The organism is Propionibacterium acidifaciens (genome assembly GCF_003798325.1).
Classification (GTDB): Bacteria; Actinomycetota; Actinomycetes; order Propionibacteriales; family Propionibacteriaceae; genus Propionibacterium; species Propionibacterium acidifaciens.
Genome location: NZ_CP033719.1, coordinates 1016557 through 1037348, shown reverse-complemented (window position 1 = coordinate 1037348; position 20792 = coordinate 1016557). Strand labels below are relative to the sequence as shown.

Here is a 20792-nt window from a genome sequence, read left to right as displayed (position 1 = left end):
GCGGTCACGAGATCCGCTCGGTGGACTTCTTGTCGAAGACGTGCACCTTCGTCGGTTCGACGTGCAGGACGACGCGGTCGCCGCGGGGCGGGGGAGTGCGGGTCGTGACGCGGGCGACGACCTGCTGGTCGTCCGGGTCGTTGGCGAGGGTGCCGTAGAGGTAGGAGTCCGCGCCGGTCTCCTCGACCGCGCCGATCGCCATCGTGACCCCCTCACCGGTGGTCGAGACCTCGAAGCTCTCGGGTCGGATGCCGAGCACGACGTCGGCGTCGCTGGCGCGCTCGGTCGCCTCGCGCGGCATGGCGATCACGTGCCCGTCGATCTCGACGCCGCCGTCCACGACCGTCGCGGGCAGCAGGTTCATCGACGGGGAGCCGATGAAGCCGGCGACGAAGAGGTTCTTCGGACTGTCGTAGAGGGCGAGCGGACGGTCCACCTGCTGGAGCACGCCGTCCCTCATGACGGCGACGCGGTCGCCCATCGTCATGGCCTCGACCTGGTCGTGGGTGACGTAGACGGTGGTGACGCCGAGCCTGGTCTGCAGGGCCGCGATCTGGGTGCGGGTCTGCACCCGCAGCTTGGCGTCGAGATTGCTGAGCGGCTCGTCCATGAGGAAGACCTGGGGGTCCCGGACGATGGCGCGGCCCATCGCGACGCGCTGGCGCTGACCGCCGGACAGGTTCTTGGGCTTGCGGCCGAGCAGCGCCTCGAGGCCGAGGAGCTTGGCGGCCTCGAGGACGCGCGCCTCGCGCTCGTCCTTCGGCACGCCCTTCATCTTGAGCGCGAAGCCCATGTTGTCGGCGACGGTCATGTGGGGATAGAGCGCGTAGTTCTGGAAGACCATGGCGATGTCGCGGTCCTTGGGCGCCAGGTCGGTGACGTTCTTGTCGCCGATCCACACCGAGCCGGAGTTGACCTCCTCGAGCCCGGCCAGCATGCGCAGCGACGTCGACTTGCCGCAGCCGGAGGGGCCGACGAGCACCATGAACTCGCCGTCGCCGATCTCGAGGTTGAGCTTGTCCACCGCGGCGTGGTCGGCGCCGGGATAGACGCGGGTTGCATCCTTGAAGCTGACAGTGGCCATGATCGCCACCAAATCCTTTCCACGGGCAGGAACGTGCCCGACGATCCGTCGTAGAGAGGACGAAGGACGTCCTCGCCCGTACTCATTCTCGCACATCCTCCCCGCGTCCCGCCTCCGCGACGCCCCGCCGGGCCCATCCCCGCGGGGCCCGCTTGCCACGGAGGGCGGTCTCGGGCATCATGGGTCCGTGGAGTTCTCCCTGATGCGCACCGTCGTCGTTGGTCGTCGAATGACCAGCGCCATGTGTCGCGTCCGCTGAACCCCGGTTCTCGCGCCGGCCGCCGAGGCCCGAGCGCAGCGATGCATGGCGTCCGGGCCCGATGCGCCCGTCCTCGCGAATCCTCGTCCGGTGAGGGTGCGAGTGCGCCGCCGGCCCCCTCTTCTCCGCTTCATCCATCACGGCCGCACTGCGGCCGGCAACGGGAGGTACAATCCAGGTGATCGAACTCACCGGTGTCAACGTCACCTTCCCCGGCCACCGCCCGGGGGAGACGATCCGCGCCGTCCGCGACGTCGACCTGACGGTCGACGACGGCGACGTCTACGGCATCGTCGGCTACTCGGGGGCCGGCAAGTCGACCCTCGTGCGCACGATCAACCTGCTGCAGCGGCCCACGTCGGGCTCGGTGCGCGTGGACGGGCAGGAGATGACCGGGCTCTCCGCGGTCCGGCTGCGAGGCGCCCGCAAGCGGATCGGCATGATCTTTCAGCACTTCAACCTGCTGGGCTCGCGCACGCTGTTCGGCAACGTCGCCTACCCGCTCAGGGGGGGCGGGCGGACGAAGCCGCAGGTGCGCGAGCGCGTCATGGGGCTGCTCGACCTGGTCGGCATGGCTGATCGGGCGAGCGCCTACCCGAGCCAGCTGTCCGGCGGCCAGCGCCAGCGCGTGGCCATCGCCCGGGCCCTGGCCAACGACCCCTCGGTGCTGCTCTGCGACGAGGCCACCAGCGCCCTGGACCCGAAGACCACCGGCGGCATCCTCGACCTGCTCGGCCGACTCAACGCCCAGACCGGACTGACGGTCGTCCTCATCACCCACGAGATGGGCGTCGTCAAGCAGATCTGCTCGCACGTGGCCGTCATGGAGGAGGGCCGCATCATCGAGCGCGGCTCCACCGTCGACGTCTTCACCGACCCGCACGAGCCGCTGACCCGCGACTTCATCGACACCGCCAACCACGTCGAGGCCGGGATCACGACGGTCATCACCCACCCCGACCTCGTGAGGCACGGCAGCGGGGACCGCCTCGTCTCCCTGCAGTTCGCCGGCGCGACCACCGGGGATCCCGTGGTCGCCGCCCTGACCCGCGACTACAACGTGAACGCCACCATCCTGTTCGCCAACGTCGAGGTCATCTCGGGGACGCCGGTCGGCAACCTACTGCTCGGCCTGTCGGGCTCCCAGCCCGACCTGGACGCGGCCGAGGGCTGGCTGGCGGGCTCCGGGGTACGCGTGCACAACTACAGTGACGCCGAGATCGAGTCCATCCGAGAGCGCGCGGCGGCCGAGGCCGCCGACGTCGACGGGGGCCGTGACGAGGAGGACCACCGATGACCGACTGGCTCGGACGCGTCGCCCACGTCCTGCTGCCGAACGTCCTGAAGAGGCCGGACGACCTGTGGGACGCCACCGTCGAGACCCTCTACATGACGGCCGTCTCGGCCCTCATCGCCGGCGTGCTCGGCATCGTCCTGGGCACCGTCCTCGTCGTCACGGACAGGCGCGGCATCGGGCCCCATCCGCGGCTGTACTGGGTACTCGACAAGCTCGTGAACCTGTTCCGCTCGATCCCGTTCGTCATCCTCATCGCGCTCGTCGGACCGCTCACCCGCATCATGACGGGCACGACGATCGGCACCACCGCCGCCCTCGTCCCGCTCGTCATCGGCACCGTGCCGTTCTACGCCCGGCAGATCCAGAACGCCGTCCTCGAGGTCGACCCGGGCGTCGTCGAGGCGGCCCAGGCGATGGGCTCCAGCCCGATGGAGGTCATCTTCCGCGTCTACCTGCGCGAGGCGCGCCCGGGCATCATCCGCGTCTCGGCGCTGACGATCATCAGTCTCATCGGTCTCACGACGATGGCCGGCATCGTCGGCGGCGGCGGCCTGGGCGACCTGGCGATCTCCCGCGGCTACAACCGCTTCCAGAACGACGTCACTGTCGTCTGCACGCTCATCATCCTCGTCCTCGTCTACGTCTCCCAGGCGATCGCCGATCTCCTGGTCAAGCGCGTCACCCACTGACGACCGATCCCCATTCCGCACGAAGGAGAACTCCATGAAGCGCGCACTCGCGGCAGGGCTGGCCCTGGTCGTGGCCGTCGGGCTGGCCGGCTGCTCCGGCTCGTCGACGGGCTCGAACGGCTCCGGCAAGGACGGGGCGACCGTCAAGGTCGGCGTCGTCGGAGACAACAACGAGCCCTGGGAGACCGCGGCCGACTCGCTGAAGGAGAAGGAGAACATCGACGTCGAGCTCGTGAAGTTCTCCGACTACGTCCAGCCGAACCAGGCGCTGAGCGACGGCTCGGTCGACCTCAACAGCTTCCAGACCGAGATCTACCTCGACACCTACAACAGCGAGCACGGCACCGACCTCACCTCGATCGGCTACACGATCATCGAGCCCATGGGCCTGTACTCGCACAGGGTCTCCTCGGTCGGCGATCTGGCCGACGGCGCCACGGTGACCATCCCGAACGACGTCTCCAACGGCGGCCGGGCGCTGAAGCTGCTCGAGAAGGCCGGGCTCATCACGGTGAACCCGGACGCCGGGCTCACCCCGGGCCTCGACGACGTCACCGGCAACCCGAAGAACCTGCGGATCACCCAGCTCGACGCCGCCCAGACCGCCCGCTCCCTCGACGACTCGGATGCTGCCGTCGTCAACTCGGGCATCGCCGTCGACGCCGGGCTCACCCCGAGCACCGACGCGATCTTCATCGAGGAGACCGGCGAGGCCTCGAGGCCGTACTACAACGTCATCGCCGCCCGCGCCTCCGACGTGGACGACGAGACCTACCGGACGGTCGTGCGGTACTACCAGTCCGACGAGGTCGCCCGGACGATCGCCGACAGCACCAGGGGCTCCCAGATCGCCGTCTGGGACGGCGCCCCCTCGGCGTCCCCGAGCGCCACCGCCTCGCAGAGCAAGGCCGCCTGAACGGCATCCCGAACACAACCATGCAGTGAAGGAGAATCTCATGAAGCGCGCACTCGCGGCAGGGCTGGCCCTGGTCGTGGCCGTCGGGCTGGCCGGCTGCTCCGGCTCGTCGACGGGCTCGAACGGCTCCGGCAAGGACGGGGCGACCGTCAAGGTCGGCGTCTACGGCGACAACAACGAGCCCTGGGAGACCGCCGCGGAGAACCTCAAGAACGACGAGAACATCGACGTCGAGCTCGTGAAGTTCTCCGACTACGTCCAGCCGAACCAGGCGCTGAGCGACGGCTCGGTCGACCTCAACAGCTTCCAGACCGAGATCTACCTCGACACCTACAACAGCGAGCACGGCACCGACCTCACCTCGATCGGCTACACGATCATCGAGCCCATGGGCCTGTACTCGCACAGGGTCTCCTCAGTCGGCGATCTGGCCGACGGCGCCACGGTGACCATCCCGAACGACGTCTCCAACGGCGGCCGGGCGCTGAAGCTGCTCGAGAAGGCCGGGCTCATCACGGTGAACCCGGACGCCGGGCTCACCCCGGGCCTCGACGACGTCACCGGCAACCCGAAGAACCTGCGGATCACCCAGCTCGACGCCGCCCAGACCGCCCGCTCCCTCGACGATGCCGACCTGGCGGCCATCAACGCGGACATCGCCGTCGACGCCGGGCTCACCCCGAGCGCCGACGCGCTGCTGCGCGAGGAGGTCGGCGAGGCCTCCAAACCGTACTACAACGTCATCGCCGCCCGCGCCTCCGACGTGGACGACGAGACCTACCGGACGGTCGTGCGGTACTTCCAGTCCGACGAGGTCGCCCGGACGATCGCCGACGTCTACAAGGGCTCGCAGTTCCCGGTGTGGGACGGCGCCCCCTCGGCGTCCCCGAGCGCCACCGCCTCGCAGAGCAAGGCCGCCTGAACAGCCGACGACAGCAGGACGCCGTTGGTCCGGGCCGGCGCGGCCCGTTGCTCCGGACTCGGCGAGCAGGAGGAATCATGGTCTTCGACCAGCAGCGCATCCACGCCGAGATCGAGGCGCTCGCCCCGCGCATCATCGCCGACCGCCGCCATCTTCACCAGCACGCCGAGACGAGCCTGAAGGAGTTCGGCACGGCGCAGTACATCTCCGACCGCCTCGACTCGCTGGGCATCGACCACGTCGGGGTCGGTGAGACGGGCCTGCTCGGCACTCTCACCGGCGCCGACGAGGGGCCGACGATCCTGCTGCGCGCCGACATCGACGCCCTGCCGCTGCGCGACGACTGCGGCGCGCCGTGGGCCAGCACGGTCGGGGCCAACCACGCCTGCGGCCACGACGGCCATGTCAGCGCCCTGCTGGCGGCGGCCGAGGTCCTCGCGGCGCACCGCGCCGACTTCGACGGCACCATCGAGTTCGCCTTCCAGCAGGCCGAGGAGATCGGCGCCGGCGGCCTCATCTTCGAGAAGCAGGGCGCCCTCGAGGGCCTCGACCAGGTCTTCGGCTTCCACTTCGCCTCGGACCTTCCGGTCGGCACGGTGAGCACGACCGCCGGCCCGCAGTGGGCCAGCGTCGACCACTTCTCGATCGATGTCCACGGCAGGGGCGGTCACGTCTCCAAACCGCACCTGTGCCGTGACGCGCTCGTCGCGGGAGCCTCGATCGTCGTCGAGGCCCAGCAGATCGTGGCCCGCGAGCTGAGCCCCTTCGACGAGGCCGTCGTGGGCATCGGCACATTCGCCTCGGGCGAGAACTACAACATCATCGCCTCCTCGGCCCACCTCGAGGGAACCGTGCGGGCCTTCGACGAGAAGGTGCGCGCCACCGTGCTGGCCTCGCTCGAACGCATCGCCGATGCCACGGCCCGCGCCCACAACACGACCGCCGAGTTCACCCGCACCGTCTACGCCGACGTCCTCGACAACGACCCCGAGGCCTCGCGCTTCGCCACCCGGGTCGCCCTCGAGGTGCCCGGCGTCGAGCGGGTCATCACGGACAACCCCAGGAGCGCCGGCGGCGACGACTTCGCGGTCTTCCTCCACCACGCGCCGGGCGTCTACGCCCGGGTCGGTTCCGGCGGCACCCCCGCCACGAGCCACCCGCACCACACCTACGAGTTCGCGCTCGACGAGGCCGCTCTGCCGATCGGCGCCGAACTCCACGTCGGCTACGCGCTGCGCTGGCTTGCCGGCGGCTACGAGGGCTGAGGCGGGCCGTCTCACCGAGTGGGCCGGGCCCCCCGCCCCGGCCCGACGGGATCGCGGGCGGGAGAGCCCGCCAGGGGCCCGCCCGGGCCCCATCGTCCCGGGCCGGGATTCAGCGCACGCTCCAGCGCGCCGTCTGCGAGAAGTCCTGCACCAGCTCGGCGAACATGCCGTCCCCGGCCGCCAGCTCGGCCGGGGAGCCGTGCTCGACGATGCGGGTCGGGATGCCGCGCTCGCGTCCGGACAGGACGTAGACGTGGTCGGCGGCCATGATCGTCGACAGGCGGTGGGCGATGACGACGACCGTCCGTCCGGCCGCCAGCTCGGCGAGCGCCTGCGTGATGGCCGACTCGTTCTCGGCGTCCAGCGCCGAGGTGATCTCGTCCAGCAGGAGGATGGGGGCGTCCTTGAGGAAGGCGCGGGCGATCGAGACGCGCTGGCGCTCGCCGCCGGACAGCCTCAGCCCGCCCTCGCCGACCCGCGTGTCGAGCCCATCGGGCAGCGCGGCGATGACGGGCTCGAGACCCGCCCGGGCGATGGCCTCGGCCAGCTCCTCGTCGGTGGCCCCGGGACGCGAGATCCGCACGTTCTCGGCGATCGTCGTGTCGAACAGGTAGACGTCCTGGAAGACCATCGAGACCATGTCCATGAGCTCGGCCGAGTCCATGTTCCGCACGTCGACGCCGCCGACGGTGATCCGGCCGGAGCCGACGTCCCAGAAGCGGGCGATGAGCTTGGTGACCGTCGACTTGCCGCAGCCGGACGGGCCGACCAGCGCGGTGATCCGCCCCTCGGCGGCCTGCAGCGACAACTGCTCGAAGAGCGTGTCACCGGTCGTGTAGCCGAAGGTCACGTCGTCCAGGCGGATGTCGGTGCCCGCCGGGTGCCCGGGGCTCGCCGGTTCGGGCAGGGTCGGGGCCTCGACGATCTGCTCGATCGCGTCGAGGCTGACCATGTCCTGCTGCAGGGCGGCGGCGTAGAAGATCGACTGCGAGATGGGCGTGGTGAAGCGGGCGGCCATGACGCCGATCGCGACGAAGGCCGCGGCGTCGAGGCCGCCGCCGAGCACGATGCCCAGGCCGGCGGCCAGCACGGCGGCGAAGAAGGCCTGGGCGAGCAGACCGAAGGCGATGGTCGGGCGTCCCTGGGCCGCCATGATCGCGTTCATCTCGTCGTTCTCGTCCGACAGGGCCTCGGCCAGGGGCCGCCAGGCGGTGCCCGAGATGCCCTGGGCGCGCAGCACCGGCTGCAGGTGGGCGTGCTCGATGGCGACCGAGGCGGTGCGCGCGGCGATGGCGGGGGCCCGCCGGTGCTCGGCCATGAGCAGCCGCGAGGCCCAGTTCCACAGCAGGGCGACGACCGGCACCACGAGGAGCATGATGAGGCCGAGGCGCCATTCGTAGCAGAGGGTGACGACCAGCACCGTCAGCGGGGTGACGATCCCGGAGATGAACTGCGGCAGCACGATGGGTGTCAGGTGCGAGAGGTTGTCGGTCTCGGTCGAGATGGCCGAGGAGACCCGCCCGACCGAACCCGAATCGAACCAGCCCAGCGGCAGCCGCACGACGTGGGAACCGATCCTGGCCACGGCGTTGCCGCAGACGTCGTAGGCGCTCACCTTGTTCGCGCGGATCAGTGTGGCGGCCTGGATGAGGAAGGCGGCGGCGCCGAAGCCGACGAGCAGCCACATCGGGCCCCACGCCTGCCCCGGGTCGGGCCCGAGGAGGGCGCGCAGGAAACCGATGAGCGCGCTGAAGGCCAGGCCCTGCAGGACGGCCGCGACGACATAGCCGGTCACCAGCAGGTGGATCGTCGAGGGCCGGTCGAAGAAGGAGTTGAACCGGCTAAGCATCGTGGACTCCTGCCATGGTCTGGTTCTGCGCGGCCCACAGCGCGGCGTACTGCCCGCCGACCGCCAGCAGCTCGTCGTGGGTGCCGGTCTCGGTGATGCGCCCGTCGTCGACGACGGCGATCTGGTCGGCGCTGCGGATGGTCGACAGGCGGTGGGCGATCATCACGACCGTGCGCCCCTGCGCCAGGCCGGTGATGGCCCGCTGGATCTCCAGCTCCGAGTGGGCGTCGGCCTGGGCCGTGGCCTCGTCCAGGATGAGGATCGGGGGAGCGGCCAGGAAGGCGCGGGCGATGGTCAGACGCTGGGCCTCGCCGCCGGACAGGAAGCCGGCGTTCTCGCCGAGCGTCGTGTCGTAGCCCTCGGGCAGGGTCATGATCCGCTCGTGGATGCGCGCCGCCCGTGCCGCCGCGACGATCTCGTCGCGGGTGGCGTCGGGCCTGCCCAGGGCGATGTTCCCGGCGACCGTGTCGGTGGCGGTCATGACCTCTTGGAAGACGAGCGACATCGAGCTCATGAGCTGCTGGTTCGTCTGGGCGCGCACGTCGACGCCGCCGACGCTGATGGAGCCCGAGTCGACGTCCCAGAAGCGGGCGATGAGTTTGGCCAGCGTCGACTTGCCGCCGCCGGAGGGGCCGACGAGCGCGGTGACGGTGCCGGGGCGGCAGGTGAGGCTGACGTCCTCGATGACCGGCGTGCCGGGCTCGTACGAGAAGGAGACGTTCTTCAGCTCGATGAGTGAACGGTCGGCCGTGAACTCGGCCGGCGCGTCGGGCTCGGGCAGCTCCCCGGTGGACAGCACGTCGAGCGTGGACCGGGCCGCCTGGGTCGCCGCATAGACCTGCTGGAAGATCTGCACCAGCGCCTGGAGGCCCTCGGGGATGCCCACCCAGACGAGGGCGAAGGCGAGCACCGTCAGGGGCTGCGCCCAGCCCATGCGGACGAACCAGTAGCCGGTGCCCGCGGTCAGGGCCAGGGTCGTGGCCGGCTGCATCGCCGCGCCGACGATCGCCATGCCGATCCCCGCGGCGTTCATCCACTCCATCGAGACGTCGGCGTGCCGCTTGCGGGCCGCGTCGAAGCGGCCGAACACCGTGGCGGTCATGCCGAAGTTCTTGACCTCCTTGATGCCGTCGACCATCTCGACGGTCACCGCGGCGAGCTCGCGCTCGGCGGCCGAGTAGTCCTCGAATCTCCTGCCCATGGCGCGCAGGCTCGGCAGCATGCACAGGGCGAGCAGCAGCACCCAGCCGGCGATGAGCGCGCCGGCGAAGCGGGCGTCCAGCCACAGCAGGTAGCCGAAGCCCACCACGACGACCCCCAGGGTGTTCGCCAGGTCGCCCGACAGGTGCGCGACGAGCGAGTGGACCGAGCTGGTGTCCGAGGTGATCGCCTTGCGGACCACGCCGCTGGACCGGTCGTTGAACCAGCCCAGCGGCACGCGCTTGAGCTTGTCGACCAGGCGCCGGCGCAGCTGGTAGCGCAGCCCGGCCTCGGTGCGGTGGTTCGCGCCGACGGCCCCCGTGTAGGCGACGCCGTGGACCATCATGGCGATGACGGCCGCGATCACCCAGCCCCACAGTCGCGCCGCCGGGGCGCCGGACAGGAGCCCCCGGGCGATCTCGACCAGCCCGACGTACGGCACGATCTTCAGGGCCGAGCCGACGAAGGCGACCAGGCCGCCCAGCAGCATCGAACGGTGCGCGCTGGCGGTCAGTTCCCAGATGTTCCTCGGCGGCGGCTGCCCGGCGTCCGGTGCCGGTTGTGCGCTCATGGAATGCCTCCTCCTCGGCGGCTGGTGGTGACCGTGCCGGTCAGACGATGCCGGCGCGCTTGAACTGCTTGCGCGTCAGCGCACGGCCCCAGTAGCAGCCGATGACGGCGGCCGCGACGCCCAGTACGCAGAACAGGGCCATCGTCAGCGGGTTCAGCAGGTTCGTGCCGACGCGGGCCACCTCGAGGGCGGCGTTGTCGGCGTACTGGTCCAGGTAGGCCTGCTTCATCCAGACGAAGGGGATGTACTCGCCGATCGAGTAGCAGGCGATGAAGGCGCTGTAGGCCAGGGTCATCGAGCGGAAGGAGCGGCGCCCGAGCCTGGAGTGGATGAGCTCGCCGATGATGCCGCCGAGGATCGTCATGTAGCACATGGAACCGCCGGGCGCCATGGTGATGAGGCACAGGCCGAGGACGAGGCCGGTGATGAGGAAGGAACCGGGGCGTTGCACCTTGCCGAGCAGGACGGTGAAGATCAGGCCGCCGAAGAGGCCGAAGATCACCGGCAGCAGCACCATGATGATCGGCACGGCGGCCATGATCATGCCGCAGAACATGAACAGCACGATGTACAGGGCGATGAAGACGCCCATCGTCACGTAGTCGCGGACTTTGGAGTTCTTGCGCTGCACGGCCTGCTGGGCGGCCGTGGTGCCCTGGGGTGCGGCGGGATCGTTCTGACTCATCGGTTGTCTCCGTTCTCTCAAGGTGTGCGTGCGGCGCCTGGGCGCGTGCGGGTGGTGACGGTCTCCAGGCGCATCCTGTGGTCGTCGATGCGGATCACGTGGTCGAAGGTCTCGGCGGCGAACTCGGTGTCGTGGGTGATGACCAGCACGAGCGCGCCGTCGGCGGCCACCTGCCGCAGCAGTTCCGACAGGGCGCGCATGCTGCCCGCGTCGAGGCCGCCGGTCGGTTCGTCGAGGCAGATGACCGGGGCCTGTTTCATGCAGGCCAGGGCGATGCCCAGGCGCTGCTTCTGGCCGCCCGAGAGGGTCAGCGGGTGCTGCCCGGCGAGGGCGCTGAGGCCCATCCTCGCCAGCAGCTCGTCGGCCAGCCGGAGTGTCCGCTCGCCCGGTTCGGGGCCGATGAGCAGCTCGGCGCGGACCGACTCGCCGAGCAGCTGGTACTCGACGTCCTGCATGACGTAGGCGCTCTCGCGGGTGCGCCGGCGGCGCGGCCAGTCGGCGTCGCCGAGCCGGATCCGGGCGCCCCGGCAGGCGAGCAGGCCGAGGATGACCCGGACCAGCGTCGTCTTGCCGCAGCCGTTGGTGCCGGTGATGCCCACCACGCCGCGGGCGGGCAGGCACAGGTCGTCGATCCTCCACAGCATGTCGTGGCCGGGGTAGGCGAAGGCGGCCGAGGAGATGCGCAGGCCGTCGCCGGGGACCGGCCCGGCTGCCGGGCAGGACTCGACGGCCTCCGGGCGCAACTGGCGAAGGCCCTGGTCGGTGAACCACTGCGCATCCTTGGCGGCGATGTCTTCGGCGCCGAGGTCGGCGACGATGCGTCCGGCGTCCATGATGACGGCACGGTCGAGGACGCCGTCCAGGTAGCTGAGCCGGTGATCGGCGACCAGCGCGGTCACGCCCCGGGCCTTCAGCGAGCCGATCACCTCGGTCAGCATCGCCAGGCCCTCGGTGTCGAGATTGGCGGACGGCTCGTCGAAGAGCAGGATGCGCGGGCGCGGCATGAGGGCGGCGCCGATGGCGACCTTCTGCTTCTCGCCGCTGGAGAGCTTCGACAGGCCCCGGCCCAGCAGCTCCTCGATGCCCACCGCCGCCGCGGTCTCGTCGATCCGTCGGGCGATCTCGTCCGGTTCGACGCCCGCGTTCTCGCAGGGGAAGGCGAGTTCGCTGCGCACGTCGAAGGTGAAGAACTCCGACCGGGGGTCCTGGAAGACGTAGCCGACCCGGGAGGCCAGTTCGGCCGTGGTGTGCTGTGCGACGGGGAAGCCGTCGACGAGGACCCGGCCGCTCACCTGCGCCTCGTGGAAGCCGGGGACGAGCCCGTTGATCGAGCGCAGGGCGGTGGTCTTGCCGCACCCGGAGGGGCCGGTGAGCAGGACGGTCTGGCCGTCGGGAACCAGCAGGTCGATGCCGTCCAGGGCCGGGGGCAGGGGGCCGTCGTCACCCAGGTAGGCGACGCTGAAGCGCTCGAACTCGACACCCATCTCAGCCGACCAGCAGCTTCAGCAGGATGACGACTGCGACGCAGGCGCCCGCCAGCGCCACGTCGACGGGCTGGATGCGCGGCGCGACCATGCTGGTGCGGTGGGCGTCGGGGTCGAGCCCCTTGCAGACCGCGGCGGCCGAGAGCTCGTCGGCGATCCGCCCGGTGCGCATGAGCACCGGGACGACGAGGTGCTCGCACTGGGCGACCGGGTGGCGCGACCAGCGCTTCCAGCCCGGCTGGGTGTGGCGCAGCCGGGCGCCGGAGCGGATGACCCGGATCTCGCCCACGAGTGTGGGCACGTAGCGGTAGATGACGATGAGCACGACCAGCAGGGTGCCCCTGACATGGATGCGGTCGAGAGTGGCCATGACCTCGCTCATCGGCAGCCTGCGGAGGACGAGCCAGGCGGTGACGTAGATCGGGTAGGCCTTCACGACGAGGGTGAGGGCGATGCCGAAGAAGGGCACCAGGGGGATGGCGCCACCGGCGACGCACAACTGCTGCGCGGCCACGATGAGCGCGTAGGCGGCCGCCGGCCTCCAGGTCCTCCGGCCCATGCCGAGCACGAGGCACAGGGCGAGCACGAAGGCAGTGGCCAGCACGGAGCCGAGAAGGGGGCCGATGATGGTCGACTCGACGGCCATCGACGCGATCATGACGAAACCGGCCCGCAGGTCGGGCTTGACCGGGGATGTCGTCCGGACGACATCACAAAGAACCGGTGACAGCGTCCTTGGTGTGCTGGTCATCACGTCCATCTGTCTGTCTGAGAGACTGAACAATCTCAGGTGAGTCTAACCTATCGCTTAGGTGAGTCTAACCTATTCCTGTCCGGTGTCATCGGCCACTGTCTGCTTGATGTCTCCGATGCGAGTGGTTCGACCGGTTCAGAAGGGGTTTCAATGATCGATCGACGTGGTCAGGCCGCATGCCCGGTGCTCCCCGGGTCCGGTGAGGGGGTCGCCGGGGCGGTGCGCTGGCGGGTGGTGCTGGCGGCGGCCGCCGCGATGACCGTCGAGGGCTATGACCTGGGCGTCTACGGAAGCGTCCTGCCCCTCCTGACGGCCGATCGGGGGCTCGGCATGACGACGGGGGCGGCCGGCCTGGTGGGTTCGGCGGTGTTCTGCGGCATGCTCGTGGGGGGCCTGACCGTGGGCCGGCTCGCTGCTCGACTGACGCAGCTCCGGGTGCTGCGCTGGGGGATTCTCGTCTTCTCCGGAGCCATGCTCGCGGCTGGCCTGGCTCCGAACGCGGGCTGGTTGGGCGCGGCGCGGCTCGTCGCAGGAACGGCCCTCGGCGTGGTGATGCCGATCTGCATGGCGATGGCCAGGTCCGCGAGCGGCCTGCGCCTCGGCCCGCTGTGCATCTCCCTGGTCATGGGCGGCATCCCGGCCGGTGGCATCATCGCCACCTGCCTGTCGTATCTGTGCGTCTCCTGGACGGGCTGGCGGGTGCTCTTCGCCGTGGGGGCCTTGCTGGGTCCGGCGGTACTCCCGGTCGTCGTTGGCGTCATGCGCTCCGGCGCAGCCGATCCCCCGCCGCGACCGTCGAGGGACGTCACTGCTCGGCGGGGCGTCGTGACCAGGGGAGTCGTGCAACCGGCCATCGCCGGGGCGCTGGCCACCTTCTTCTTCCTGCTCTCCTTCTACGGGCTGGTCACATGGCTCACCAAGCTGATGACCGAGATCAGGGTGCCGCTCGACGGCGCTCTTCAGCTGACACTCGTGCTGAACATCGGCGCTGTTATCGGCTCCGCGCTCACCGGGCTGCTCGCCATGCGCTACGGCGCCTGGGCGCTGACCGTCGTCTCGGGCACGGCCTGCGCGGTCTGTCTCGTGCTGGTGCCCTCTGGGCTGTTCTCCGGCGTTCCCCTCATGGTGCTCGTCGCGCTGCTGGGCATGTTCTCGCCCTCGACCCAGAACCTGGTCAACTCCCTCGTCGCCGACTCCGTCGGACCGTCGCTGCGCGCCGCGGTGCTCGGCGTCACCCTGGGGGTCGGTCGGCTCGGTGCTGTGGCCGCCCCGGTGATCGGCTCGTTCCTGCTGCTGAGGGCCGGCCGCGGACAGGGTCTCGCCAGCCCCGCGGGTGCGGTCTTCCTCGCTTTCGCGGCCTCCTGCGTCGCCGGGGTCGCGGCCGCCTGCTGGCTCGGCGTCCTGGCGCGGCGCGGTCGAGCGCTGGAGGCAGCTCGGTGACGGGGCCAGTCCTGGTCCAGGTTTGCCAACTCGTTGTCCGGAATGCCAGAGTAGGTAAGGTTAACCTAAAAACATTGTTGCTCTGTTCAGGGAGGTCCGTTGAGCGCAGAACAGGAGGGCGAGGCGATGGATCGTCCCGGTGAGATCGCACAGCTGCACGCTCTCATCGCAGAGCTGCTGAATGCGACCGTCGACGAGATCGGGGAGATCGATCCCGATGAGCCGCTCATGAACTATGGCATGGACTCCCTGCGCGTCATGTCCTTGGTGCAGCGTCTCGATGCGGCGGGTCTTCCCTCCGACTTCATCGCGATGATGACCGACCAGACGCTGGCCAGTTGGGAGTCCATCGTCGTCGGAGAGTCTTCGCGGAACTCGGTTCGTCAGATCGAGTTCGCAGCCTGGCATGGTGGGCACGCCGAGCGCGGTGGGCTCGCGATGTCGGTGGAGACCTCGGCCGCATCCCGCCAGTGGGCTCCTCTCGAGCAACCCCGAGCCGGTTTCTGCCCGATGCCCCCCGATCGCGCTGAGCATTATGTACGGCAGGGGCTGTGGCGCGGGCTCACCTTCGACGACGTCCTCGCCCGGGTCGTGCGTGATCATGAGGACCGGGTGGCCCTCACCGATGGGGCGAGGTCCCTGAACTACGCGCAGTTGTGGGAGCAGATCGATGCCGTGGCCGAGAATTTCGCTGCGTCGAGTGTTCGGCCGGGCCAGTGCGTGATCCTGCATCTGCCCAACACGATTGAGTTCTACCCGCTCTACCTCGGTCTCCTGCGGCTGGGGGCCATGCCGCTGCTGGCCCTGCCGGGGCACCGTGAAACCGAGCTCGAGGCCTTCGCCCGTTCCACTGCTGCGGTGGGTGTCGTCACTGTCGAGACCTGGCTCGGCGTTGCGCACGCCACGATTGCCCGCAACGTTGCCGATCGGCTGGCCCGTGAAGGGCGCACCCTTGAGCTGTGGACTGATCCTGCTGCTCTCACTTCAGCATCGTCCGGTCAGACGGCGGATCGCTCGGGTTGGGGCGTTCATCCGCAAGATGCCGCGTTCCTTCTCGTCTCGGGCGGTTCCACGGGTGTCCCCAAACTCATCGCCAGGGCCATCGACCCGTATCTTCTCACGTTGGAGCTGTCCGACAGGATCTGCGGTGTCGATGACTCCACGGTCTTCTTGGCCGCTTTACCGGTGGCGCACAACTACGCCAATTCCTCGCCGGGGGCGCTCGGCGTGCTCCTGGCCGGTGGAACTGTCGTTCTGGCCCCTGCCCCGTCGCCCGACATCTGCCTACCGCTCATCGAGCGGTTCGGCGTGACCATGGTTGCTCTTGTCCCGCCGCTGGCCATGATCTGGGTTGATGCGCTCGGAGACCGACCCGCTCCAGAATCCCTGCGTACGGTGCAGATCGGCGGGGCGAAGCTCACGGTTTCCGCTGCCGAGCGGGTCGAGAAGGCGTTTCCCGGTCGGGTGCAGCAGGTCTTCGGCATGGCCGAGGGGCTGGTCTGCTACACGCGCTTGGACGATGACGACGAGGTGCGCTTGGGTACACAGGGCAGGCCCATGTGCAGCGCCGATGAACTGCTCGTCACGGATTCTGATGGTTGTCCGGTGCCGCAGGGCGAGGTGGGTGAGCTGCGTACGCGCGGGCCATACACGATCAGTGGTTATTATGCGAACCCCGCTGCCACGGCCAAGAGCATTGATGACCGAGGCTACTACCGGACGGGGGACTTGGTGCGGGTCCGTCCGGACGGGAACCTCGTCGTCGAGGGTCGTGCAGTGCAGGTGATCAATCGTGCTGGCGAGAAGATCCTGGGTGAGGAGGTCGAGAACGTCCTGCTCGAACTGGATGATGTCATCGATGCGACAGTCACCGGGCGGCCCGATGACTTGACCGGCCAGTGCATAGTCGCTTTCCTCATCCTCCGCCAGGGTTCTGCGCTCGGTGAGATCGACCTGCGCCGCCATGTGCAGGGCAGCGGATTGGCCGCCTTCAAGCACCCGGATCGGTACGAGATCGTCAGTGCGATCCCGACCACCGCCGTCGGCAAGAACGACCGTGCCCTGCTGTCGGGTGGGAGGGCTACGTGACGACATGGAATCTCGCTGTTCCGGAGATCCCGGCGGAAAGGGCGGAACGGTACCGCGCCGCTGGGCTGTGGTCATCTTCCACGATCACCGGCCTCGTGCGTGAGGCGGCGGTCAGGGTGCCCGGAAAACCAGCCGCGGTCGATCAGCATCGCTCTCTCGACTATGCCGGACTCTGGCAGAGGTGCCTGGCGGTGGCGGGCAGATTGCGCGGCGAGGGGATAGCGGCTGGCCAGACAGTCGTCCTGTACCTGCCGAATTCGGTCAGTTGGCTCGAGTGCTTCCTGGGGCTCGTGCAGTGCGGTGCCCTGCCGGTCATGGCAACCGAGTCCTTGCGCGCCCGGGAACTGATCGAGATCATCGAGGCTTCTCGTGCTGACCATGTGGTGACGGTGGCCGATGACGGGCGCTTCCCCTCCCTGCACCGTGCGGTGCACGATGCGATCGGGCTTCTGCCCGCCTGCGGTCCGTCCCCTGTCGTGCATGAGGTGGAGGTACCGGGCGGCTTGGCTGTCGATGCGGCTGACGCCGAGTCCGGCGAGGCTCTCCATCAGATGCTTCCCAGTGATCCTGCGCTCGTCCAGCTGGGCGGGGCGCGCTGCGCCGCGTGTCTGCTCATCGGGCGTACGCACGAGGATTACCTGTGCTCCGTCGAGCTGTCGAACCGCCGCTGCGGGGTCGGACCCGACACGGTCATGCTCATCGGCATACCCGCATCTCACAACTTCGCGATGGCCTCACCGGGGGTCCTCGGCGCGCTCATGGCGCACGGCACCGTCGTCTTCGCCCCCGACCCCTCGCCGAGCACCTGCGTACCATTGGTGCACGCGCACGGGTGCACGCACATACCGCTTGTTCCTTCGTTGCTGGGCCTGTGGTCGGAGGAGGCCGGGCGGGACCCCGAACCGCTCCGCTCCCTGCGCATGGTACTGGTCGGTGGCGCTCCGCTGGATCTGGACCTTGCGGCCGCAGCGCAGACCAGGTTCGGAGCGCATGTGCAAGAGGTCTTCGGTACGGCCGAGGGACTGGTCGCCTACTCGCCCCTTGAGATGGACCGCGTCCTCGAGCCTCGTGCGCATCGGCTCGTCCCGCTGTCCGAGCAGGACGAGATCCTCTTGTCCCGTGTTGTCGCACCGGACGGCACCGAAGGCCAGGAGTTGCTCAGTAGAGGCCCTTACACGGTCCCCTCCTTCATCGATGATCCGCCGCAGGCGGCAGGTGTTTTCGACTCAGTCGGCTGGTACCACAGCGGTGATCTGGTGGAGATCGAACGGGCCGCGGGCCCTGCCGGGCCTCTCGAGTTCCGCGTCGTCGGTCGGTGCAAGGCGCAGATCAACCGTGCCGGTGAGAAGATCTTCCCCGGCTATGTGGAGACTCTCCTGGAGGAGCATCCACAGATCCGCCACGCCTCGGTCGAGGGGGTGGCGCACCCGGTGCTCGGCCAGGCGATCAAGGCCACCATCCATCTGGTCCCCGACGAAGAAGGCGGCTGGTTGCGTCCCCTGGCGCTGCGCAGATACCTCCATGAGAAGTCGGTCGCAGGGCACTGCGTGCCCGACACATTCGATCTTATCCGTGACGAGGACCAGGTCTGAGACCGGGAAGAATGGGCTGAACAGAGATGATTGAGGAAGCACCGCAGATCGAGCATGCGATACTCGAGGTCCTAGACATTCACAAGAGTTTCGGCAGGGGGAACAGGCGTACGGAGGTCCTCAAGGGGTTGACCTTCAATGTGCTGGAGCATCAGGTGGTCTCCCTGCTCGGCGCCAATGGTGCCGGCAAGACGACCCTGGTGAACATCGCCTCGACTCTCCTGCTGCCGAGCTCGGGCAGTGTACGGGTCTGCGGCGACGATGTCGTCCGTGCGCCTCGACGGGTGCGCGAGAACATTTCATTGACGGGTCAGTTCGCTGCCGTCGATGGTGAACTGAGCGGGCGGGAGAATCTCATCTTCTTCGCCCGGCTGCACGGTATGGGCCATAGCCAGGCCAGGGCCCGGGCCGATGACCTGCTCAAGCAGTTCAGACTCGCCGACGCGGCTGCTCAGCGTGTCAGCAAGTACTCCGGGGGCATGCGTCGACGTCTCGACATTGCGGCCTCACTCATCGTCGAACCTCGCCTGCTCTTCCTCGACGAGCCCACGACAGGGCTTGATCCGCTTTCCCGTCGCGAGCTCTGGGAAACCGTTGAGGGGTTGCGTGATCGCGGCGTTGCCATCCTGCTCACCACGCAGTATCTCGACGAGGCTGAACGACTCTCGGACGACATCATTCTCATCCGTGAGGGTCGGAAGGTGCTCCAGGGCCCGCCGGTCGACCTTCGTCAGCAGTTCGGCAAACCCGTTTGCTCGATCACCTTCGACAGCGCTCAGGAGGCGTACCGGGCGGCGACGGAGCTGCTGCCCGGTGCTGTTGCGCTCGGGGTCGAGAAATTCACCGTCGAGGGCTTGGCGCTCTCGTTCACCGCTGCGCGGGGAGCCGATGATCTGACCGATGCTCTTGACATCATGCGCCGAGAGGGGGTCGAGGTGCAGTCGGCCGCGTTGAACCCGCCGTCACTGGACGACGTGTTCCTCGGCATGGCCTTCACCAAGGATGAAGCATCCGAGGCCTCCGGGGGACCGGCTCTCCAAGAAGCGCGAGGAGAATCATGACGGCAGTCCTCGGATCCAGTGCACAGCGATCGCGGACAATGCGGCCCAGCAGCTGGCGGGCCTTTTCCGGGGCGGCATGGCGCAACAATGTGCGGCTTAGTCGCAACGGCGCCTCCATCGTGTCGGCCTTCGTCATTCCGGGTATGTTCATGCTCGCCTTCTGGGCCGTCTTCGGCCATGCGGCGAGCAGTTCGGGCTTCGACTACGCTCTTTTCCTCATGGCGGCCTCGATGTTCCAGGCAGTCATGTTCACCGCCGGCGGCTCGGCCATGGCTCTGGCCGTCGATGCGGAGAGCGGTCTCCTGTCGAGGATGCGGGCCATGCCGATCAATGCTGGCGTGGCGATTGGCGGTCGTATCGCCACCGACGTGCTGCGCTCGATCCTCTCGCTGCTCACCGTCGTGGTCCTCGGTCTTCTCTGTGGTGCGCGACCGGACAGTTTTCGGGGATTGCTGCTGGCCTTCCTCGTCGCGCTGGCGATGGGCGTCGTGCTCGGTCTCGCTTTCACCGGCATCTGCCTGCGCGCAGCCAGACCCGTGCAGCTCGCGGGCCTCATCCAGGGCATCGAAGTGCCGGTCCTCATGTTCTCGACGGCGTTCATCCCGGTGACGACTCTGCCGGACTGGCTCGAGCCCGTAGTGAAGCACATGCCGTTCTCTCCGCTCATCGACACGAATCGCGCCCTGCTCAACGGTTCAGATCCTGGCGGAGCCGGCTGGGAGGCCCTGGCCTGGCTGAGCGCTGGGCTGCTCCTCGGCTCGGTGTGGGTCATCGGAGCATTCAGGAGGAAGTCGTGAGCACTCGGTCCCGGATGATCGGAAGAGCCAACTGGTTCGGCTCCGTGCCAGTTCATGCGGGCCGGCTCCTCAAACGCTGGCTCCGCTCACCATCGCTGCTCGGCTCGATGATCGGCATGCCCTTCATCATGGTCGTCATGATTGATGTGCTGTTCAGCGGCATGATCGAGCAGTTCACCGGACGTGAGGTGAACATGACCGGCATTGCGATCATGATCGGCGTCTCCCAGGCCTTCACAGGTGCCCTCATGGGAGCCGGTGACACTGTCCACGAACGTCACCAAGGGCTCCCCGACCGTCTCGCGACGATGCCCGGTCCATCATCTTCGGGTTTCGTCGGTCGAATCCTCGCGGAGGGGCTCCGGGCATTCGTCTCGGCTCTGGTCGCACTTCTCACCGGATTTCTCTACGGCGCCGATTACGGGAACGCGACGAGCCTGATCCTGATCCTGGTCATCCTGTTCGCCATCGCGGTGGTGGCGGGTGCAGTGGGAGTCATGCTCGGCTATCTCGTCGACACCCCGCAGGGCGCGATCACCTTCGCTCCGCTCATCATGGCGGCCATGTTCTTCAACACGGCCATGATGCCGCGCGAGATGTATGCGAAGGCCTTGCGCCCGCTTGTCGACGCCTCACCGATGACAGCAGTCGTCCAGCTCGTGCACGATGCTGTCACCGGTGATTTCGATGGCGGACATCTGATTGTCTTCCTGGCCTGGTTCGGAGGGCTGCTCGTGTTGAGCGTCGGTGTGCTGCTGCGGAAGAACCTTCGACGAAGATGACCCGTGCGCTGCCGTGCGACGGGCCGGGCGGCTTGTCCGCGAATGGGGGGAGGAGCT

General features: G+C 68.6%; 17 protein-coding genes. 11 read left to right on the top strand and 6 right to left on the bottom strand.

From position 1 onward, the window contains the following. Window positions 1-4: 4 nt before the first annotated feature. Window positions 5-1084: an ABC transporter ATP-binding protein gene (locus tag EGX94_RS04415; protein ID WP_028706806.1), complete on the bottom strand. Its 1080-nt coding sequence runs from the start codon at window positions 1082-1084 to the stop codon at window positions 5-7. A gap of 437 nt (window positions 1085-1521) precedes the next feature. Between EGX94_RS04415 and EGX94_RS04410 the strand changes: the two genes are divergently transcribed. The 5 genes from EGX94_RS04410 (at window position 1522) to EGX94_RS04390 (ending at window position 6432) form a co-directional block, all read left to right on the top strand. After that, on the top strand, window positions 1522-2640 hold the full coding sequence (locus EGX94_RS04410) for a methionine ABC transporter ATP-binding protein (RefSeq protein ID WP_021797598.1): 1119 nt from the start codon (window positions 1522-1524) through the stop codon (window positions 2638-2640). Then, entirely contained in the window at window positions 2637-3329 is a 693-nt protein-coding gene (locus EGX94_RS04405) for a methionine ABC transporter permease (protein WP_021797613.1), read from the top strand. Before EGX94_RS04410 ends, EGX94_RS04405 begins: the two co-directional genes overlap by 4 nt. Window positions 3330-3363: 34 nt before the next feature. Continuing rightward, window positions 3364-4245 (top strand): MetQ/NlpA family ABC transporter substrate-binding protein, encoded by an 882-nt coding sequence (locus EGX94_RS04400; protein WP_021797593.1) that lies wholly within the window; start codon window positions 3364-3366, stop codon window positions 4243-4245. A gap of 40 nt (window positions 4246-4285) precedes the next feature. Beyond that, window positions 4286-5167, top strand: a complete 882-nt coding sequence (locus EGX94_RS04395; protein WP_051383792.1) for a MetQ/NlpA family ABC transporter substrate-binding protein — start codon at window positions 4286-4288, stop codon at window positions 5165-5167. A gap of 77 nt (window positions 5168-5244) precedes the next feature. Next, complete coding sequence (locus EGX94_RS04390) at window positions 5245-6432, top strand: M20 metallopeptidase family protein (protein ID WP_021797595.1); 1188 nt, start codon at window positions 5245-5247, stop codon at window positions 6430-6432. Between the two features lie 109 nt (window positions 6433-6541). Here the strand turns inward: EGX94_RS04390 and EGX94_RS04385 are convergent, their stop codons facing one another. Genes EGX94_RS04385 through EGX94_RS04365 form a run of 5 tightly spaced genes read right to left on the bottom strand, consistent with a single transcriptional unit; the run spans window position 6542 to window position 12972 of the window. Beyond that, a complete protein-coding gene (locus EGX94_RS04385) occupies window positions 6542-8281 on the bottom strand; it encodes an ABC transporter ATP-binding protein (RefSeq protein WP_021797612.1) in 1740 nt (579 codons plus the stop codon). Further along, entirely contained in the window at window positions 8274-10052 is a 1779-nt protein-coding gene (locus tag EGX94_RS04380; RefSeq protein ID WP_021797594.1) for an ABC transporter ATP-binding protein, read from the bottom strand. Before EGX94_RS04380 ends, EGX94_RS04385 begins: the two co-directional genes overlap by 8 nt. A 40-nt stretch (window positions 10053-10092) precedes the next feature. Further along, window positions 10093-10737 (bottom strand): MptD family putative ECF transporter S component, encoded by a 645-nt coding sequence (locus EGX94_RS04375; RefSeq protein WP_021797600.1) that lies wholly within the window; start codon window positions 10735-10737, stop codon window positions 10093-10095. 17 nt (window positions 10738-10754) lie between these two features. After that, window positions 10755-12221, bottom strand: a complete 1467-nt coding sequence (locus tag EGX94_RS04370) for an ABC transporter ATP-binding protein (protein ID WP_021797599.1) — start codon at window positions 12219-12221, stop codon at window positions 10755-10757. A 1-nt stretch (window position 12222) separates the two neighbouring features. Then, window positions 12223-12972: an energy-coupling factor transporter transmembrane component T family protein gene (locus EGX94_RS04365; protein WP_162142606.1), complete on the bottom strand. Its 750-nt coding sequence runs from the start codon at window positions 12970-12972 to the stop codon at window positions 12223-12225. A 153-nt stretch (window positions 12973-13125) separates the two neighbouring features. Here EGX94_RS04365 and EGX94_RS04360 point away from each other — a divergent pair, with 153 nt between their 5' ends. The 6 genes from EGX94_RS04360 (at window position 13126) to EGX94_RS04335 (ending at window position 20735) form a co-directional block, all read left to right on the top strand. Further along, window positions 13126-14415: an MFS transporter gene (locus tag EGX94_RS04360; protein ID WP_081707400.1), complete on the top strand. Its 1290-nt coding sequence runs from the start codon at window positions 13126-13128 to the stop codon at window positions 14413-14415. A gap of 99 nt (window positions 14416-14514) precedes the next feature. Continuing rightward, window positions 14515-16503: an AMP-binding protein gene (locus tag EGX94_RS04355; protein ID WP_123825941.1), complete on the top strand. Its 1989-nt coding sequence runs from the start codon at window positions 14515-14517 to the stop codon at window positions 16501-16503. Beyond that, on the top strand, window positions 16500-18095 hold the full coding sequence (locus EGX94_RS04350) for an AMP-binding protein (protein ID WP_021797601.1): 1596 nt from the start codon (window positions 16500-16502) through the stop codon (window positions 18093-18095). Before EGX94_RS04355 ends, EGX94_RS04350 begins: the two co-directional genes overlap by 4 nt. A gap of 26 nt (window positions 18096-18121) precedes the next feature. Next, a complete protein-coding gene (locus tag EGX94_RS04345) occupies window positions 18122-19156 on the top strand; it encodes an ABC transporter ATP-binding protein (RefSeq protein ID WP_021797611.1) in 1035 nt (344 codons plus the stop codon). Continuing rightward, window positions 19153-19953, top strand: coding sequence for an ABC transporter permease (locus EGX94_RS04340; protein ID WP_021797596.1), 801 nt, complete (start codon window positions 19153-19155; stop codon window positions 19951-19953). The genes EGX94_RS04345 and EGX94_RS04340 overlap by 4 nt, the downstream gene beginning before the upstream one ends. Then, window positions 19950-20735, top strand: a complete 786-nt coding sequence (locus EGX94_RS04335) for an ABC transporter permease (RefSeq protein ID WP_043121657.1) — start codon at window positions 19950-19952, stop codon at window positions 20733-20735. Before EGX94_RS04340 ends, EGX94_RS04335 begins: the two co-directional genes overlap by 4 nt. Window positions 20736-20792: the final 57 nt, after the last annotated feature.

What these genes read in the sequence shown, in the direction of transcription:
- EGX94_RS04415 (WP_028706806.1), bottom strand. Translation starts at nt 1,084, where the DNA reads ATGGCCACTGTCAGCTTCAAGGATGCAACCCGCGTCTATCCCGGCGCC.
- EGX94_RS04405 (WP_021797613.1), top strand. Translation starts at nt 2,637, where the DNA reads ATGACCGACTGGCTCGGACGCGTCGCCCACGTCCTGCTGCCGAACGTC.
- EGX94_RS04400 (WP_021797593.1), top strand. Translation starts at nt 3,364, where the DNA reads ATGAAGCGCGCACTCGCGGCAGGGCTGGCCCTGGTCGTGGCCGTCGGG.
- EGX94_RS04395 (WP_051383792.1), top strand. Translation starts at nt 4,286, where the DNA reads ATGAAGCGCGCACTCGCGGCAGGGCTGGCCCTGGTCGTGGCCGTCGGG.
- EGX94_RS04390 (WP_021797595.1), top strand. Translation starts at nt 5,245, where the DNA reads ATGGTCTTCGACCAGCAGCGCATCCACGCCGAGATCGAGGCGCTCGCC.
- EGX94_RS04385 (WP_021797612.1), bottom strand. Translation starts at nt 8,281, where the DNA reads ATGCTTAGCCGGTTCAACTCCTTCTTCGACCGGCCCTCGACGATCCAC.
- EGX94_RS04380 (WP_021797594.1), bottom strand. Translation starts at nt 10,052, where the DNA reads ATGAGCGCACAACCGGCACCGGACGCCGGGCAGCCGCCGCCGAGGAAC.
- EGX94_RS04375 (WP_021797600.1), bottom strand. Translation starts at nt 10,737, where the DNA reads ATGAGTCAGAACGATCCCGCCGCACCCCAGGGCACCACGGCCGCCCAG.
- EGX94_RS04370 (WP_021797599.1), bottom strand. Translation starts at nt 12,221, where the DNA reads ATGGGTGTCGAGTTCGAGCGCTTCAGCGTCGCCTACCTGGGTGACGAC.
- EGX94_RS04365 (WP_162142606.1), bottom strand. Translation starts at nt 12,972, where the DNA reads ATGACCAGCACACCAAGGACGCTGTCACCGGTTCTTTGTGATGTCGTC.
- EGX94_RS04360 (WP_081707400.1), top strand. Translation starts at nt 13,126, where the DNA reads ATGATCGATCGACGTGGTCAGGCCGCATGCCCGGTGCTCCCCGGGTCC.
- EGX94_RS04345 (WP_021797611.1), top strand. Translation starts at nt 18,122, where the DNA reads ATGATTGAGGAAGCACCGCAGATCGAGCATGCGATACTCGAGGTCCTA.
- EGX94_RS04340 (WP_021797596.1), top strand. Translation starts at nt 19,153, where the DNA reads ATGACGGCAGTCCTCGGATCCAGTGCACAGCGATCGCGGACAATGCGG.